The following is a 17,003-nucleotide window of genomic DNA, read 5'->3' on the forward strand; positions in this document are numbered from 1 at the left end:
TAGTAAACCGCTTCTTTTGTACAGTGTAAATCTCTTACGTATGAAATTAAGAAAATATTATCCGACCGTTGTGCTTTCTGACATTCATTTGGGTTCCGAGCACTCAAAGACAAAAGAAGTAACCAATTTCCTTAAATATATCGACTGCGACCGCCTGATACTGAACGGTGACATCATCGATGGTTGGCAACTCCAGAAGTCAGGCAAACGATGGAAGCAGGCACAGACCGACTTCTTCAAAGTCCTGATGAAGATGATGGAAAAGAAAGGGACAAAGATCATTTATGTACGTGGTAATCACGATGATTTCCTGGATAAACTGGTCCCGTTCCAGTTTTCCAATATCTCTATCGTCAAAGATTATCTGCTGAACAGTCACGGGAAGCGTTACCTGGTGACTCACGGTGATATCTTCGATACAGTGACCACCCACATGCGCTGGCTTGCCATGCTGGGCGACATAGGATATACCTTCCTGTTATGGCTGAATAAAATCTATAACAAGAACCGGGAAAAACAGGGTAAACCCTATTTCTCCCTTTCCCAACATGTGAAGCATCGGGTAAAAAGTGCCGTCTCTTACATCTCCGACTTCGAAAAGGAACTGGTGAAGCTGGCTTTATCCAGAAAACTGGACGGTATTATCTGCGGACATATCCATCAGGCGGCCAATGTCCGGTATGACAATGTGCACTATCTCAATTCCGGCGACTGGGTGGAGAGTATGACTGCCCTGGTTGAAAACGAGCAAGGCGAATGGAGCATTCTCACTTATAACAAGGCTGAATATGAGGCCGATGAGGAAAAGATTTCGAAAACTGTATTATACGCAGAAGTGATATGAAGATACTGTTTGTCATACAAGGAGAGGGAAGGGGCCACCTGACCCAAGCCTTATCTCTTCGCCAGAAGTTGACCGACGAAGGTCATCAGGTAGTTGGCGTACTTGTCGGGAAAAGTCCGGTCCGCCGTATCCCGTCGTTTTTTACAGAGAAGATCAATGTGCCGGTCTATCACTTCGAAAGTCCGAACTTTCTGCCTACGGCTAAGAACAAGCAGGTGAACCTGTTGAGTAGTATCGGTTATAATCTGCTGCGTTTACATAAATATGCCGGTAGCATCCGTTACATCGACCGGATGATCCGGGAGACGGAAGCCGATGTGGTGGTCAACTTTTACGAATTACTGACGGGACTCGCTTATCTGTTTACCCGTCCGAAAGCCGTTATGATTTGTGTCGCTCACCAATATCTTTTCCTCCATCCCGACTTCTCTTTTCCGAAGTTGAATAGCGTTTCTTTATCCCTGTTGAAATTCTTTACCCGTGTGACGGCTATCGGTGCGACGAAGAAGCTGGCTTTGTCTTTCAGAAAAATGCGTGAAGTGCCCAATGATAAGATCGTTGTAGTTCCTCCATTGTTGCGTAAGGAGGTAATAAATAAAACCTCGCGTAAGGGCAACTACCTGCATGGCTATTTATTGAACAGCGGTTTCAGTGAAGAAGTAAAAGCTTGGCACGCCAGGCATCCAGACGTTCCGATGCATATTTTCTGGGATAAGAAAGATGCAGGAGAAACAACCCGGATAGACGATACCCTTTCCTTCCATCAACTCAGCGACATCCGCTTCGTTAAATATATGGCAGGAGCGAAAGCTTATGCGACGACTGCCGGTTTCGAGTCTGTTTGTGAAGCAATGTATCTGAATAAACCCGTTCTGATGGTTCCTACTCATATCGAACAGGCTTGTAATGCCTATGATGCCTCTTTGTCGGGAGCCGGGGTAGTTGCCGGCCGTTTCGATTTGGATGCTTTATTACATCTGTCCGAAACTCACCAGCCGAACCCGTCTTTTCGTCATTGGGTGAAACAGGCGGATTGGTTGATCCTGCGTGAGTTCCGAGAAGATTTGTTGATGGAGGAGATGCCTTCTTCCGTATGGCATCGTTTCTCGATGCACTGGGTGTATAGGCTGGCGAAGAACTTCTCGTTGTAGCACACCGGATAGTTCCCGGCAGATGAGCCTTTTATTCAGGATATCTAACATTGTAGCTCAGGAGTATTAAGCTCTTAATATCCTTCTTTCAACTATGTAATGTATGCTTTTCGAAAAAGTAATGCCTGCCTTGCATAAAAGTAAGGCAAGCCTTACGTATCTGTAAGCTAAGCCTTTCTTATTTTAAATAAGGGAGTCTGATGATTAATCATGGTATGCCGGAAGTTTAGCTCCCGGTAGCTGATCGCTTAATGGTAGGCAGCTGCCGACGGGGATCGTGTCATGCAATATACACCAGAATTCATGTTGTGTCAAGCATTTGCGATTAAAAATGTATGAATGAATCCGGATTATATATATAAAGTACGCGTACATTAATATATGCATATTCTTTTGACATTATTATCGACAGTCTTCTGTCCTTTTATATTATCAAAATAACTATCCCCTCTCTGGGAAGGGGTAGGGGATGTGTGAATTTCTTCTTTGTAACCCTAACTCCCCCTTTCGTACAGAGTACTGTATTCAATTGATAAGAAAGGATATGATGATGTAAAAAAATCAATGAAAATAATTGCGGATAAAAAACTATTGCTTACTTTTGCTGAAGTATTTGACGATCGTACAAGCAAGCCGATAGAAGATAGATCGGCATTATTATAGAATAGAACTTAGAATTACTTAGTATTAATATTAAATTTTTGATTATGAACAAAAAGTTTTCTACTTTTTTGGCAGGTGCTGCGCTTTTGAGTGCAATGTCTGCTTCAGCAGGAACTGACGTTACAGCTTTGCCTACAGATTATGGTAAGAAGTTGTTTCAATTAGAAGCTAATGGCTCTTATTTGTCTATGACTAATACTGGAGCATTGAAGCTTGAATCTGCTGTTACTTCTGCAAACTTAGCTAGTACACTTTGGTGTGTTGAAGTTACTGAGCAAGGATTAGGTAAAGCTCCTATCTATGATTTCACAAACAAATTGACAGGACAGAGATTAGACATTCAGTATGATGGAACATCTTTGGTTACTTTAGCTAAAGAAACTGCAACTACTGATTCTACTTATGTTGGTGGAGAAATTTCAGGATGGGCTTTTTCTACTCAGTATTTGACAGGCTTGACACCTGGAACTCTTTACTCTTATTTTAAAGCAGACTCTGTTATTGGGCTTGTTAAAGATGCTAGTAATGATGCTGTTCGTTTGATGAAATTAGGAGCAAATGATGCAGCAGCAGATGCTACAATAGGCGCAAAATTGACATTGTTTACTCTTCAAACTGCAGATGCAATCGTATTGAGTGCTAATGAAATCAATACAATTTTAGGTGTTCAGGAAGCTGATAAAGGTGTTAAGTTGACATTCACACCTGACGAAATGGGAGAAAAACTTCCTGTTCCTAATCCATTTACAAATGGTAAATTTACAGCAGAAACATCAACTGATGCTAATTTTGTATTTGTAAAGAATGCAGATAAGAAATATCTGCGTGTAGATACAGCTTATACTAATGCAAGTGGTAGTAAATTCTTGGCATTTAACTGGATCGATAAAGTTGTTAAAACTGGTGAAACTGCAGAAGTTGATGCTGATGCTACTACAATTGAAAATTCTGATTTGAAGGATCAATATAAGTTTGCGTTCACTTACTTCCCTTCTATTGACAGTTTGGTTATTCAGGTTAAGTCTGTTGTTAGAAAACCGGAAGGAACAGATACATGGAAAGATGCACTGGGTACTGCTGGTAATATTACTACAGCAGATTTGACAAACCTTGCTACAACAGCAAAGAACTATGTTACTGTTCAGGATCTTATCGCTGGTAAAGTACGTATCATTACTATTGCTGATAAGAAAGAATCGGATGTTAAGTTAGGTTATGAAGGTTGTAATCTTGTAGCTAATGGTAAAACATCTGTGGCTGATGGTCTTTATTTTATTAAGAATTCAAAAGGTCAGTATTTAGCTGCTCCTATCCATCTTAATGGAACAATCGCCTGGACAACAGTTAAGGAGTCGGAACAAATGCCTGCTCACATGCCTGCTTACCAGTGGGTTGTGTTGAAAAAGAATACAGGAGACAAAGTTAGTGCAACTTCTCCTGTTGCTATCACGAACCGTGAGTTTAATACAAACACAGTAGAAACTCAGTTGAGTGCAGCTGAAGGATCTAGCGTTTATGCATCTGCTGTTGCATTGTTTGGTACTGCTGCTGATTCTTTGACCTTTGAAAAAGTTGATGCTGTTAAATATCCTGAAGCTTATAGCGACTCGACTCTGGGTTATAAAAATATTCCGGATGCTAAATATAATTTGAATGTTTATACATTTAATTATCTGCATCCGTATGCAACTGATAAGTTTATTGCAAAACCTGCTAAAGATTCAGTTCTTACTGTATTGGAAGGTAAAACAGCTTTCACTTTGAATGAAGGTGGACAATACGCTTATGGTTATTTAGTTGATAAAGTTGCTAAGGAAAGAATCGGTTTGGCTCAGCTTTATAGAACTTCTTATAAAGTCGCTTTAGATGGTAAATATCTGGGTGAAGCTGCTGAACAGAAATATGCAATTGGTGCATTTACTGCTCCGGTTGACAGTTTCTACTTCAAAGAAAACAATCATGTTGATGCTGCTGATTATTATGCAATTGTAAAGGCTAATGATAATGCAGTTGGTACACACAAAGCAGGTGTAACTGATGATGATCTGGCAGCTACTTTGAAAGTACAGGTTTTGGCCGAATCAAGAACATCTTCTTTTGCAATAGACCAGGATAATACGCCTCTTTACAGACGCTTTAATTCTGCAAAACTTGAAGGTAATGCAGGTGATGCTACTGACACATTAAGATTCTATGAAAATTATCGTAATGAATATCTTCAGATTGAAGGCAATGATAATTTCATTGTTAAGGGTATTGATTTCTTAGGTATTTATACAAGTGATAAAGCTCCTTCAGGATTGTCATTCGTTGTTGATACTGCTTGGGTAAATCGTGGTCAGGGTTATATTAAACCTCAATATTTGATTTCTATCGAACGTCGCGATCAGGCAGCTATTCCTGGACAACCTTGTCCTGAAGCTGGACCTCACGTAGATGCAAATGGTAATATTACTGATGCAGAACATTGTGTTCATGCAATCCCTGCAATTCCTGGATTTGAAAGAGGTAAATATCTTGTAAACTTCGCAGACTCTGCAGCTTATGCTACAAATAGTGATGATTACAAATGGAAAGGTTATACTCGTGCAGGTTTTGTTGATGCTATCCGTGTTCAAGACACATTGTATATTCTGAAAGATGAATTTGCAGGTATCGCTAATAACAAAGTAAACTTTGCTGCAATAAAAGCTGCTGATGCAAAACAGCCAGTAGGTAAAAAGTACATCCATTATCTGAATAACGATAATCACAAGCTAGTAACTTGGTCAATGCGTTTCATGGATACTAAGGTTGCTGCAAACGAAGTAGAAGCAGACAGATCTTTCTTATTTGAATCAATGGCTGCCGCAAATGAACCTGTTATTGCTCCTAAGAAAGCTGCTTGGCTGAAGATGCAGAATGGTTGTTTAGTATTGTCTAATGAAGCTGAGTCTAGCTTTGATGATATCAAAACGGGTGGTGACGATGCATTGATCTTCAATGTTAAACACGTTGCTAACGATGAAATCGCTACAGATACTGAAGAAGTTGGTGTTAACACTGTTAGCGTAATTGCTGGTAACGGTACAGTTACTATCAAGGGTGCTGCTAACAAGACTGTTACTATCGCTAACGTTCTTGGTCAGACAATCGCTAACACAGTTCTTTCTTCTGACGATGCTACAATCTCTGCTCCTGCTGGTGTAGTTGTAGTAGCTGTTGAAGGCGAAGCTGCTGTTAAAGCAATCGTTAAATAAGAAATAAATAATAATTAAATGAATGCTTCTCTACTCTTCCCTTCGGGGAAGGGTGAGTAGCCTGTGAAGGTGAACAGATTGGAAGCGCAATTTTAGTAATAAAAATAAAATAAAGTTCATCCATGAGTACCACTGTGAAGTGAGGAAATGGACAAAAAACAACCCCGTCGATATTTATTATCGATGGGGTTTTGTTTTTAAAGAGCTCCAGGAAACAGAGTCTATTATGTTAAATAGAAAAACCGTATTATATAGAAGACGATTCCTGACGGAAAGCATCTTTCACATAATACGGTTATCTTATATGAACTAATAATTCTTATTGCTTCAAAGCCTGCTCAATATCAGCAATGATATCGTCCGCACTTTCGATACCGACAGAGAAACGGATCAGATCCGGAGCAATACCGGCTTCCTTCAACTGTTCGTCCGTCAATTGACGGTGAGTATGACTTGCCGGGTGAAGCACACAAGTACGGGCGTCTGCTACGTGAGTAACAATAGCTGCCAGCTTCAGGCTATCCATAAACTTGATAGAAACATCACGTCCACCCTTCAGACCGAATGACAACACGCCACATGAACCGTTCGGGAGATATTTCTTTGTCAGGTCATAATACTTATTCCCTTCCAGATCCGGATAGTTCACCCAAGCAACCTTATCGCAGTTCTGCAACCATTTAGCAACAGCTAATGCATTTTTACAATGCTGTGGCATACGTAAATGCAATGTTTCCAGACCCAAATTCAACAGGAATGCATTCTGCGGAGACTGGATAGAACCCAGGTCACGCATCAGCTGGCTGGTTGCTTTCGTGATATAAGCCATTTTGCCGAATGTCTTTGTATAAGTCAGTCCGTGATAAGATTCGTCCGGCTGGCAAAGACCCGGATATTTGTCGGCATGTGCTTCCCAGTCGAAGTTACCGCTGTCGACGATACAGCCACCGACTGCAGTAGCGTGTCCGTCCATGTATTTGGTAGTAGAATGTGTTACGATATCTGCACCCCATTCGAACGGACGGCAGTTGATTGGTGTGGCAAATGTGTTGTCGACAATCAAAGGTACACCATGCTTGTGGGCGATGTGGGCAAACTTTTCGATGTCCAATACCATTACTCCCGGATTGGAGATCGTTTCGCCGAACAATAACTTTGTATTCGGGCGGAAAGCTTTACTGATCTCTTCTTCGCTGGCATCCTGATCGATGAAAGTACATTCGATACCCAGCTTTTTCAGTGTAACGGACAACAAGTTGTATGTACCTCCATAGATACCGGTTGCACTTACAATATGATCGCCGGCTTCGCAAATATTGAAACAGGCAAAGAAGTTAGCAGCTTGTCCCGATGAAGTCAACATGGCTGCAACGCCACCTTCCAACGCAGCAATTTTGGATGCTACGGCATCGTTTGTCGGATTCTGCAGACGAGTATAAAAATAACCACTCTCTTCCAAGTCGAACAATTTAGCCATCTGTTCGCTGGTTTCATACTTGAATGTAGTACTCTGATAGATAGGGAGCACACGCGGTTCTCCCTTTTTCGGTTGCCAGCCACCTTGCACACACAAAGTTGCCGGCTTGAATGAATTGCTCATATTTTTTATGTTTGCTATGTAATTATATTCTGCAGACAAAAGTAAAGAATAGTTCGTTCTATTTACACAAATCTTTGATCAATTATAAAAAATACACTATTGTTTCAAAATAATCGTGTACCTTTGTACCCGATTTTGGTGTCACGCTTCCAATTCCACGGAAAAGTGATGAAAAGGGAATCAGGTGTAAATCCTGAACAGACCCGCTGCTGTAAGCTCCGCCAAAGTCTTTGAGCACGACTCAATCCACTGTTCGCAATGAATGGGAAGGACGCTCAAAGATGGAGTAAGTCAGAAGACCTGCCAAGATAAGAAGTTTAAAGCTTTCGGGAGATAAGGCTAAAAACATATGAGAAAGAACATTCATCTACTTTACCGGAGGTTCTGCCTGTTCATGTGTTCTATTGTTTCTTTCATCGAAAGCATGTAAAAAACAATTAATGAATTTGGTGAAATGAGAGGTTTCATACATGTATTTCTTTTATTGAGTTGTTTGTTTCCAGTAAGTCTGGCGGCACAGAATAAAGTGATTCTATCCGGCGAAGTGAAAGAGAAGGATGGGACACCGCTTCCGTTGGCTACTGTCGCTATAGAAAATACGATTTCGGGAACGTATACAGACGACCGGGGACGTTATTCACTGTCGGTAACCCCCGGCAAACGCACTCTTATAATTACCCTGTTAGGTTACAACACCATAAAGACCGTTGTCGATATCCGTAAAAATATGACAATGAATTTCACGATGGAAGAAAACTCCATAACCCTGAATTCGGTTGAAGTATACGGTAAAACGAAAACCCAACAGGTGAAAGAAAGTGCTTTTGCAGTCAATGCGTTGGATGTTAAACCACAGATCAACACTCTGAAGAATCTGAATGATATGGTGAACCGTACAACCGGTATTAAGATTCGGGAAGAGGGTGGAGTCGGTTCAGACTTCGACTTGTCTATCAATGGATTATCAGGAAATTCCGTTCGTTACTTTATTGATGGGATGCCTTTGGATACAAAAGGAAGCGGTGTCTCGCTGGCAAATCTTCCTGTCAATATCATTGACAGGGTGGAAATATATAAAGGGGTAGTTCCTGCCAGCTTGGGAGCAGATGCTTTGGGGGGGGCTATCAATATTATTACCAGTCAGGAAAAAAAGAATTACCTGGATGTTTCTTATGGTACAGGTTCTTTCCATACGCATAGAACTGACCTGAATGCCCAATTCGTAGAACCGAAGACCGGATTGATCATCAAGCCGACTATCGGAGTCAATTATTCGAAGAACGATTATGAGATGAAAGGCGTTGAGGTATGGGATGAAGATAGCCGTAAATATATTGAAGTCAACCGTAAACGGTTCCATGACGATTATTTTTCCTTGTTGGGCCAATTGGAAGCCGGCTTTGTCGATAAAGCGTGGGCAGATGCTTTCTTTGTTTCCGGGTCTTATTCCAAAATAGATAAAGAAATACAGACAGGGTCTATCCAGACAAAGGTGATCGGTAATGCGGAGCGTCATTCCGATGCATGGAATGTATCAGCCCGTTATCAAAAGCGGTTTGAGAAAATTAATACAAATGCATCGCTTTCCCATACCTGGGACGCATCGCTTACTGTCGATACGGCTTATCGTATCTATGATTGGAACGGAGATTTTACTCCTTCATCCCGTAATGAGCTTAATGGCCGTGGGCGTTCCATACGTCATTACAACCGCCCTATGACTATTTTTCGAGGAGGCGTCGATTATGCGATCAACCGGCATCATTCAGTCAGTTTGAACTATCTGCTTAACCGTACCGGAAATAAACGTCGTGATGATGTCGACGAAACTTTTGAGCCAACCAATGATGTGCTGACCAAGCATATTCTCGGGTTGACTTATAATCAGTCTTTTTTCGACGGAAGATGGGAGAGTACCGTTTTTATTAAAGATTATATCAATGCCACCTCTATCGAACAAAACGATCTTGCCTGGATAACCGGCTCGGAAAATCTCAAAGGACATTTTTCGAAGAGTTATTGGGGAGGTGGTTTGGGGCTGCGCTATACCATTTGGGATGTACTGGCGGGAAAGGTTTCTTATGAACATAGTGTGCGCCTTCCTTTGTCGCGTGAGCTGCTTGGAAACGGAACGACTATCTATCCGAATCTCGCCCTTCATCCCGAAAGCAGTGATAATATAAACCTGGGTCTTTTTGGTAACTGGTATCCTTCTTACGGTCATTCCTTCTATTATGAGGTCAACGGATTTCTTCGGTTTGTCGACGATTATATTCAGGCAACCGTATCGGAAAAAGAAGGTATGATGCAATACGAGAATATTCCGGCTGTACATGTGAAAGGTATTGAAGGGGAGATGCGCTACAATTGGAAAAATAGCTTTCAGATAATGGTCAACTGTAGTTATAATGAAGCACGTGACCAAAAGAAATATAAAACCGACGGTAAGCCTTCGGCTACTTATAATAACCGTGTACCTAACCGTCCCTGGGTGTATAGCAATGCTGATGTAAGCTATGCATTTCATGATCTGGCACAGAAGGAAGATGATCTTCGCATCGGATATTCCTGGCAATGGATACACTGGTTTTACTTATCGTGGGAAGCATACGGAGCCCTTGAAAGTAAGTCGCGTATACCGACTCAGAATGTATCGAATCTTAATGTGAGCTATTCATGGATGAAAAGACGCTATAATGTGTCATTGGAATGTAGTAACCTGTTTGACGCTACGGTTTATGACAATTATAAACTCCAGAAGCCCGGTCGTGCATTCTTCGCTAAATTCAGATTATTCATTAATTAATAATTTAAAGATTATCAAATGAAAAAGTTTCAATTACTATTTTGGGTATTATTAACGGCATTGCTTACCTTGTCTTTTAGTGCTTGTTCCGACGACGATGAGCCTACTCCCGGACCGGAGCCTGCTCCAGAAGCACAAACCTATCACTTCGACATCTGGATTGCTCTGGATAAACACGGTGGTATGGGACGTGACGTACAAACTCTTGTCAAGAGCATCGACTCTCTGAAGGCTGGTTCGGAAAAGATCAGTTTTGAAGGAGATGGAACAGAAGTTCATAGTGTTATGTCTTTGGAAAGTATTATCAAAGGGAAATACTACTATCAGGTTCCTGTATCGGGGGATCGTTTTTCCAAGTATACGCTGTCGAATAATAAGATCAATGTTATTCAAGAGCAGAAATTCGGCACAAATACGTACGATACCCGTAAGTATACACATGCCTGGATCGATGATAATACGCTTGTGATCATGGCTTCTAACGGGGATGGAGATAAAATTATCTGGACGAAACTGAATGCGACCGATATGAGTATTATCAAGGAAGGCGTTCTTGATATTCCTCTTCCTGAAGGAGATAAATTATTCTCTACTTCAGGTATTCTGAACTATCGTAAAAGCGATAATAAACTTATTTATTTCTATTTGGGGAAGAAAAGTAAACGTGGAGATACAACACCTTTCTTCTTTACAACTGTAATCAATGCTGAAACAATGGCCGTTGAAAGTAATATACGTAATACGATGGCTCATCAGATGGTTGGTAGTGCTTATGGTGAATTGTTACAGAAATGTACGCTGGTTGACGAGAGTGGAAATCTTTATCTTGCAGGTTTCTCCGAAAATGAAGATGGAACGGAGAAGAGCCATCTGATTCGTATCAAAGCCGGTGAGAAAGATTTTGATCCTAGTTACGATGCTTTCACTAATACAGGAAAACTTGTTTCTCTCGAATATCTGGGTGATGGTAAAGTTCTTGCATATGCACGTCAGGATGAACTAGGTATGGAAATTGATAGTTACAGCCATTATTATACGATCATCGACCTCAATAGTAAAACCAGCAGCCGTGTAAAATACAATGGACAGGATCTCCCGTACAGCGGTGGCCGCTTCTCTCAGCGTACTGCAGTGGTTGATGGTAAGGCTTATATCGGTGTTAATCCGGAAAGTTCAAATCCTTGTGTCTACATTTATGATATAAAGACAGGCAATATAGAGAAGGGTGCTGATATTAAAGAAGGCTACTACTTCGAGCAGATACGTGTACTTGATAACGAAGATGCTGAATAAGAACCTTTCAGGTTCCAGTCGAAATGTAAATTGAAGTGCACTCCTTTGGTTGAGTCCAACTTTTGGGGGCACTTCAGTTTGACTTATAATCTTCCGGAGGTTTTGCTCATTATCAATACCGGTTTCCCTAACGGAGGATATGACTTTTGAGATTTTGTTTTTGTCTCAGTCCAGGGAGCTACATTATCAGACTGCATAAAGTCTTCAAACGTATATGGTTCTCCTGCAAGCCTCCTGATTCTGTCAACAATCGCCCAGCGGCTGGGAGCATTGTAATATGGAATGTTAATATCCATACAGCTGATCTTTTCAGGACGCCAAATTCCTGATTGATAAAGAAAAGCACCTTCATAAGCTCCTACATAAGTATACTTTTCTTTTCCTATAAAATCACTCCAGGGAACCCGGGATAAATCATTTGTCAAAGAGATATTCCGATAACAACCGAATTTTTGCCAAAGGAACACTTCGGCCTTTACATCTTCTGAAGCTTCACCTCCATAAATATATTCATCTGCTAAAAGTCCGAAAGCGTGTCCTCCCGCTTCGTGATGCACTAATCCTTCAAAATCATAAGGAGGTGCCTCTTTACTGATTGGACAGGCTGCAATACAAAATCCGCTTGAATAGAGACGGGCTGTTCCGGCATATTTACTGCTGTTCAGGAAGAGGATCGTGGTCATTTCTACGACATCTCTTAATTCCGGGATCAAATTTAGATAAACTTCGCAAATGCTATCGCTCCAATCAATATTAGTGCCTTCTCCATATATCGATCCGAAGCGGTTATTGATCGTAATACCCGGTATCTCTCCGTTTACGCCGGCTTCTTCCGATTGAGCAAAGATCATATAAACATTAAAATATTTTCGGTTTGATTTATAGGGCTCTATGTTGAAAAAATGTTCCATCGTTTGGTTTGCCAAATTCTCATATCGTCCGTCTTTCAACAAGTCTGCTTTGGTGAATCCATCTCCCATAATTGCTACATTTACGCCTTTACCGGCTGATGCCGTCTGCAAACGTACATATTCACCATCTGCGTAATAGGTCAGTCCGTCTTCTTGTTGTATGACACGGACTGTTGTTGTTAGAACGGAGGATCTTATGTTGATTTTTGCTTCACGTCCTACCTTTGTATCATTAGCAGAGACTGAAACAAACAGCAGTTTTGAGTCTTCGCTTTTTTTCACTTGACACCAGGACGCTACTTCCGGTTCAATGGTATACGTATATTCAGGATTATAATCGTGGTCGGTATGTGTTGAATTGACTGCTATTATTCCACTGCCACCCTCGGAGGTGAAATCAAGTTGTTCGGTGGACACCGTAAATTGAAGAGCCTCCTGTAAAACTAAAATCGTATCGGCAGCAGAGATATTTGTTGCTTTGATATAGATAGCTCCTTTACGCATTTCAGGCTCCGGGTTCTCGCTGATCGTTAAATATAATGTATCTGTCGTTACAGCTTTTGTTTCAGAGATTTGGAGCCAATTCCGGGCTTCCGGAGATATGCTGACTGTATAGTCTACATTCCGGTCTATCGGAAATGGCCATTTACCTCCGGGTTGTCCTATGTACCATTCCCTATCGGTCGCAACAAGTGTCGTTTTTTCCTTTTGAGTGACCTTTAAACTCTGAGCAACCTTGCCTGCACGAAACCGAATTTCGGCTGTACGTTCTTTATCTGTATCATTTTCAGCGAACATAATACGTACCGAAGAGGTATTTACATCCCCCGATATTGTACTTAAGGTTACCCACGAAGAATTCCCTGTCGGAATTACCTCTGCAAACCATACCGAATTTGTATTGATCTCAATAGATTGTTCTTCTCCTTTAGCCGGTATGTTCAATTCTGAAACAGAGATTGTCAGATATTCTTCTTCATCTTTGCAACCTGCTAGAAATAGTAATGACCAGAAAATGAAAAAGAAAATATTTGTGCAATAATAAGATTTGCAGATATTCATATTGATGGTGTTTTCAATTATTTACAAAGGTACACTATTTTCCTGATTGTACAAGAAAGGTATATAATTCAACCTTACCCTTTAGGGCTGTCTAAGACATTGTAAACACAAACTTATTTTAATATTTTTTTCTGCAATGCCCGGAACCAGATAAACGAAACAACCCCTTTCAACATACTCGATATACTGATCGCCCACCATACACCGATAATCCCTAATCCCATTGCAGACAAAACGATCGCCATCGGGATACGCAGCGAGTTGAAAGTAATGCTGATGATCGCAGGCGGAACCGTACGTCCTGTCCCGTAGAACAGACCTTGCATAGTGATCTCAAGCATCATGAACAGCATTGAATATCCGTCTATCCGCAGGAAAATACCTCCGGCCTCAAATGCTTCCTTCTGGGGAACGATCAGTGAGAAGACTTCGCTACCATAAAAGACGAATAATAAAGTACACAGAGTACCGAATATGGCCGTCATTTTTAACGTCGTGTGATAGGCCTCCAATACCCTATTCTTTTCGGAGGCCGCATAGTTCTGGGCAACGAAGGCGCTTAATGCCGTACTGAATCCCTGGGAGGTGTTCCAGGCAATCGCTTCAATCTGCCCTCCGGCCGTAAGCGTCATCAAGCCGATATGCCCTCCGTAAGTGGAGGCAGTCCGTGCCATAAAAATATTGATAATGGCAAATAGTGTATTCAGCATGGCAACCGGTAATCCCAGTTGCAGTATCCTTCGTGAATAGTTTTTCTTTAGTTTGACGAAGAATGAGAATCCTCCCAATAACCTGCTTTTCCATTTTAGTTGATATACGAATATGGCGCATACTGTTGCTTGCGACAGCCAGGTTGCCCAGGCTGCTCCGGCTGTTCCCATGTCGAATACAAAAATAAATACCGGGTCGAGTATCATATTAATGATAAGTCCTGTTCCGCTGATGTAAAACGGTATTTTACTTAGCCCTGCTGCATTGTGGATGCCGGTGAAGGCTGCCGACAGGAATATAAAAGGGAAGGCTGTCGATACGATCCGTAAATACTCCACGGCATTAGCAGCAATAGGTGCTTCCAGTTTATAGACTCCGATGATAGGGGTTGCAAAGACGAACAATAATAATCCCCAACAGACGGAAATGATCAGGGCGATGGTAAGATTATGGGAAGAATAATTTCTTGCATCTTCTTCGTTGCGTGCACCGATGCTTTGTCCGACGCTTACTTCCGAACCTACTTTGTTCAATAAGGAGATCGAGTTGGTCATCCAGGTCAGGATGCCGACGGCCCCGATGGCGGCAACAGCCTCGCTTCCCAAGCGCCCAACCCAGGCCATATCGGTAATGCTATAAGCCATCTGAATAAAAGAAGTTCCCATGATCGGTAATGCCAGATTGAATAATTGGCGTTTGATGGGACCTTGTGTCAGGTTCTTTGTTCCTTGCATGTTCATCTAATTTGCTGCAAAAGTAGGAATAATCGTGCAGTTTATATTACTTTAAACTAGTTTGTGGCTTTAGATTGATTAATATTTGTAATGATTCTTGCGCTATAGAAGCAATTTTTGTGTTGTTTCTAATAGAGAAAGCCGTACTATAATTTGCTTATAGTACGGCTTTCTTATTGAGTGGGGGATTTAGAAATTAATATTAACTCCAATCATAGCACTGAACTTCTGTAACGGGTAACCGCTGTAAAGTTCGTATTTCTGGAATAATACATTGTTCAACTTCAGATACAGACCGAAAGTATCGTTAAAGTTGTATGCTCCGGTCAGGTCCAGTTCGTTGATATTTTTCATCTTGTTATCATTGATATGATCCATCGTTGTTTTACGTCCTGTGGCCAGATAGTAATCCAATGATGCTGACAAATTTTTGATCGGTCTGACAGTTACACCGGCTGTGATCTCCATTTCAGGCATACCGTATGCTTCCGGCTCTTTCAGGTTCATAAAACCATTTCTCCGATCTTTAGAGTATTCAACGTTCCAGTTATTGTAAACTCCTTTTAAAGATATTTCAAATAATTGCTGGTAACTGTATTTCAGGTTGGCTCCGACAAATAATTGTTTGGAGTCCACAAGGTTTAACGGGTCACTAAAGTTTCCGAAATGATCTATTGTATTGTTTAGGCTTGGGATAAAGAAATAATCATCACTTGTAATTCTATATCCTCCGAAAATATCAAACCAGAAACCTGGAGCTACCCCGCTCTTAATCCCCAGTATTCCATCTAACCAGTTGCGTGAAGGAGTTATTCTGGATATAGGAGAAGTATAACGGTTTACCTGGAACAAGTCATACATGCTATTTGATTTTAACTTACCATTAGCATTCAGGTACAATACAGTCTTGTCTGCCACTTCAACGTCTGCTGAGATATTGGGTGATGCCATGAATTCTTTATGTTCTCCGCTGAAGAACATTGCGTTTACTCCTAGTTTGACATGCCAGTTATCGCCTTCTACCTTATAATAAGGACTTAATGTGGCAGCAGCAAAATTGTCGAAGTAATATGCGTATCCTGCTTTTTCTCCATCCGGTATCTTCATTTCATTTGGTAAGCTATAGTTGAAGTATTGGAAGTTTCCATCTAATCCCACTCTTTGGTTGCCTCCGAAACCTGCATTTAATCCAAAATTAAGATTGAATGTTCCTTCTGTCGGTCCATCTAAAGGTTTGCCAGTAGCATATTTATAGGAGAAATTGGTATAACCTAAATCTAACAGATAACCGACAGGCGCGTCTTCTTTTGATTCAACACCTACATTAGCTTTGACCGTTTGGGCTACCTGGTTGGTTTCCACATCGCTTACTAAGTCGGGAGCTACACTCGAGGCCGGATCTAAATCAACTGGAATCCCGTAATAATTAAATCCGGAATAACCATATTTAATACCCATCTTCAATGCCAGCTTATCGAAGTTGTGCTTGAAGTTAAGGCCTCCCATATTATCGTTCAGTTTGGCTTTCACCTTTTCATCTATCTGAAGATATTTCACCTTCCCATTCGTGGAGCGGTGGGAGAACCAGATATTCAGCTGATCTTTGTCGGTGCTGAGGATGTGATATCCCAGGTCGCCATTCAGATTAAGATAAGTTCCGGCACCGAAGTTGAAATAACCACGGCGTTTGTTGTACTGGATATCCGTCATGATGTTGCCTGAAGGAAGCAGACTGATCTCTTTCGCCGGGTCGGCTGGCACCGTAAAGTTGGCATAGTCTATCGGCATCTTCTTTACCACCGGTTCTTTGATGACCGGCAGGGTGTTGACTTTACTTGCGTCTTGTACCGAAGGATCATATTCGCGTTCGAGCGTCATTTCCCGGTCCAGATTCTGTTTCTTCGAAGTATCTTCCTGTGCATTGACTGTGGCTGCTGTTCCCAACAGAGCAACGACACACAGTGTTTTTACATTATATATAGTCTTCAT

The 17,003-nt window shown here is 41.3% G+C and carries 9 protein-coding genes and 1 riboswitch; of the genes, 5 read left to right on the forward strand and 4 right to left on the reverse strand.

What is annotated here, in order from left to right; genetic code table 11:
- Nucleotides 1-40 precede the first annotated feature (40 nt).
- The 3 genes from M1P97_RS05530 (at nucleotide 41) to M1P97_RS05540 (ending at nucleotide 5,897) form a co-directional block, all read left to right on the forward strand.
- Nucleotides 41-844, forward strand: a complete 804-nt coding sequence (locus M1P97_RS05530) for a UDP-2,3-diacylglucosamine diphosphatase (RefSeq protein ID WP_249388585.1) — start codon at nucleotides 41-43, stop codon at nucleotides 842-844.
- Nucleotides 841-1,995 carry a glycosyltransferase family protein gene (locus tag M1P97_RS05535; RefSeq protein ID WP_249388586.1) on the forward strand — a complete coding sequence of 385 codons (1,155 nt, stop codon included), beginning with the start codon at nucleotides 841-843 and terminating at the stop codon, nucleotides 1,993-1,995. The genes M1P97_RS05530 and M1P97_RS05535 overlap by 4 nt, the downstream gene beginning before the upstream one ends.
- 707 nt (nucleotides 1,996-2,702) lie before the next feature.
- Entirely contained in the window at nucleotides 2,703-5,897 is a 3,195-nt protein-coding gene (locus tag M1P97_RS05540; RefSeq protein WP_249388587.1) for a DUF6383 domain-containing protein, read from the forward strand.
- Nucleotides 5,898-6,216: 319 nt separating this feature from the next.
- On the opposite strand, the gene M1P97_RS05545 is transcribed toward M1P97_RS05540, so the two are convergent.
- Nucleotides 6,217-7,497: an O-acetylhomoserine aminocarboxypropyltransferase/cysteine synthase family protein gene (locus M1P97_RS05545; RefSeq protein WP_249388588.1), complete on the reverse strand. Its 1,281-nt coding sequence runs from the start codon at nucleotides 7,495-7,497 to the stop codon at nucleotides 6,217-6,219.
- Between the two features lie 119 nt (nucleotides 7,498-7,616).
- Nucleotides 7,617-7,819, forward strand: a riboswitch (cobalamin riboswitch).
- 132 nt (nucleotides 7,820-7,951) lie between these two features.
- Here M1P97_RS05545 and M1P97_RS05550 point away from each other — a divergent pair.
- Entirely contained in the window at nucleotides 7,952-10,303 is a 2,352-nt protein-coding gene (locus tag M1P97_RS05550; protein WP_249388589.1) for a TonB-dependent receptor, read from the forward strand.
- Nucleotides 10,304-10,321: 18 nt separating this feature from the next.
- The gene (locus M1P97_RS05555; RefSeq protein ID WP_249388590.1) at nucleotides 10,322-11,596 is read left to right on the forward strand and encodes a hypothetical protein; all 1,275 of its coding nucleotides are present in this window, start codon (nucleotides 10,322-10,324) and stop codon (nucleotides 11,594-11,596) included.
- A gap of 83 nt (nucleotides 11,597-11,679) precedes the next feature.
- On the opposite strand, the gene M1P97_RS05560 is transcribed toward M1P97_RS05555, so the two are convergent.
- The 3 genes from M1P97_RS05560 to M1P97_RS05570 form a co-directional block, all read right to left on the reverse strand.
- On the reverse strand, nucleotides 11,680-13,569 hold the full coding sequence (locus tag M1P97_RS05560) for a M64 family metallopeptidase (RefSeq protein ID WP_249388591.1): 1,890 nt from the start codon (nucleotides 13,567-13,569) through the stop codon (nucleotides 11,680-11,682).
- Between the two features lie 113 nt (nucleotides 13,570-13,682).
- Nucleotides 13,683-15,014, reverse strand: a complete 1,332-nt coding sequence (locus M1P97_RS05565) for an MATE family efflux transporter (RefSeq protein ID WP_195370867.1) — start codon at nucleotides 15,012-15,014, stop codon at nucleotides 13,683-13,685.
- Between the two features lie 189 nt (nucleotides 15,015-15,203).
- Nucleotides 15,204-17,003 carry a TonB-dependent receptor gene (locus M1P97_RS05570; protein WP_249388592.1) on the reverse strand — a complete coding sequence of 600 codons (1,800 nt, stop codon included), beginning with the start codon at nucleotides 17,001-17,003 and terminating at the stop codon, nucleotides 15,204-15,206.

Source organism: Parabacteroides leei, assembly GCF_023369805.1.
Taxonomy (GTDB): Bacteria; Bacteroidota; Bacteroidia; order Bacteroidales; family Tannerellaceae; genus Parabacteroides; species Parabacteroides leei.

Excerpts from the sequence above, each read along its gene's own strand:
- M1P97_RS05530 (WP_249388585.1), top strand. The coding sequence starts at position 41 with ATGAAATTAAGAAAATATTATCCGACCGTTGTGCTTTCTGACATTCAT.
- M1P97_RS05535 (WP_249388586.1), top strand. The coding sequence starts at position 841 with ATGAAGATACTGTTTGTCATACAAGGAGAGGGAAGGGGCCACCTGACC.
- M1P97_RS05540 (WP_249388587.1), top strand. The coding sequence starts at position 2,703 with ATGAACAAAAAGTTTTCTACTTTTTTGGCAGGTGCTGCGCTTTTGAGT.
- M1P97_RS05545 (WP_249388588.1), bottom strand. The coding sequence starts at position 7,497 with ATGAGCAATTCATTCAAGCCGGCAACTTTGTGTGTGCAAGGTGGCTGG.
- M1P97_RS05550 (WP_249388589.1), top strand. The coding sequence starts at position 7,952 with ATGAGAGGTTTCATACATGTATTTCTTTTATTGAGTTGTTTGTTTCCA.
- M1P97_RS05555 (WP_249388590.1), top strand. The coding sequence starts at position 10,322 with ATGAAAAAGTTTCAATTACTATTTTGGGTATTATTAACGGCATTGCTT.
- M1P97_RS05560 (WP_249388591.1), bottom strand. The coding sequence starts at position 13,569 with ATGAATATCTGCAAATCTTATTATTGCACAAATATTTTCTTTTTCATT.
- M1P97_RS05565 (WP_195370867.1), bottom strand. The coding sequence starts at position 15,014 with ATGCAAGGAACAAAGAACCTGACACAAGGTCCCATCAAACGCCAATTA.
- M1P97_RS05570 (WP_249388592.1), bottom strand. The coding sequence starts at position 17,003 with ATGAAGACTATATATAATGTAAAAACACTGTGTGTCGTTGCTCTGTTG.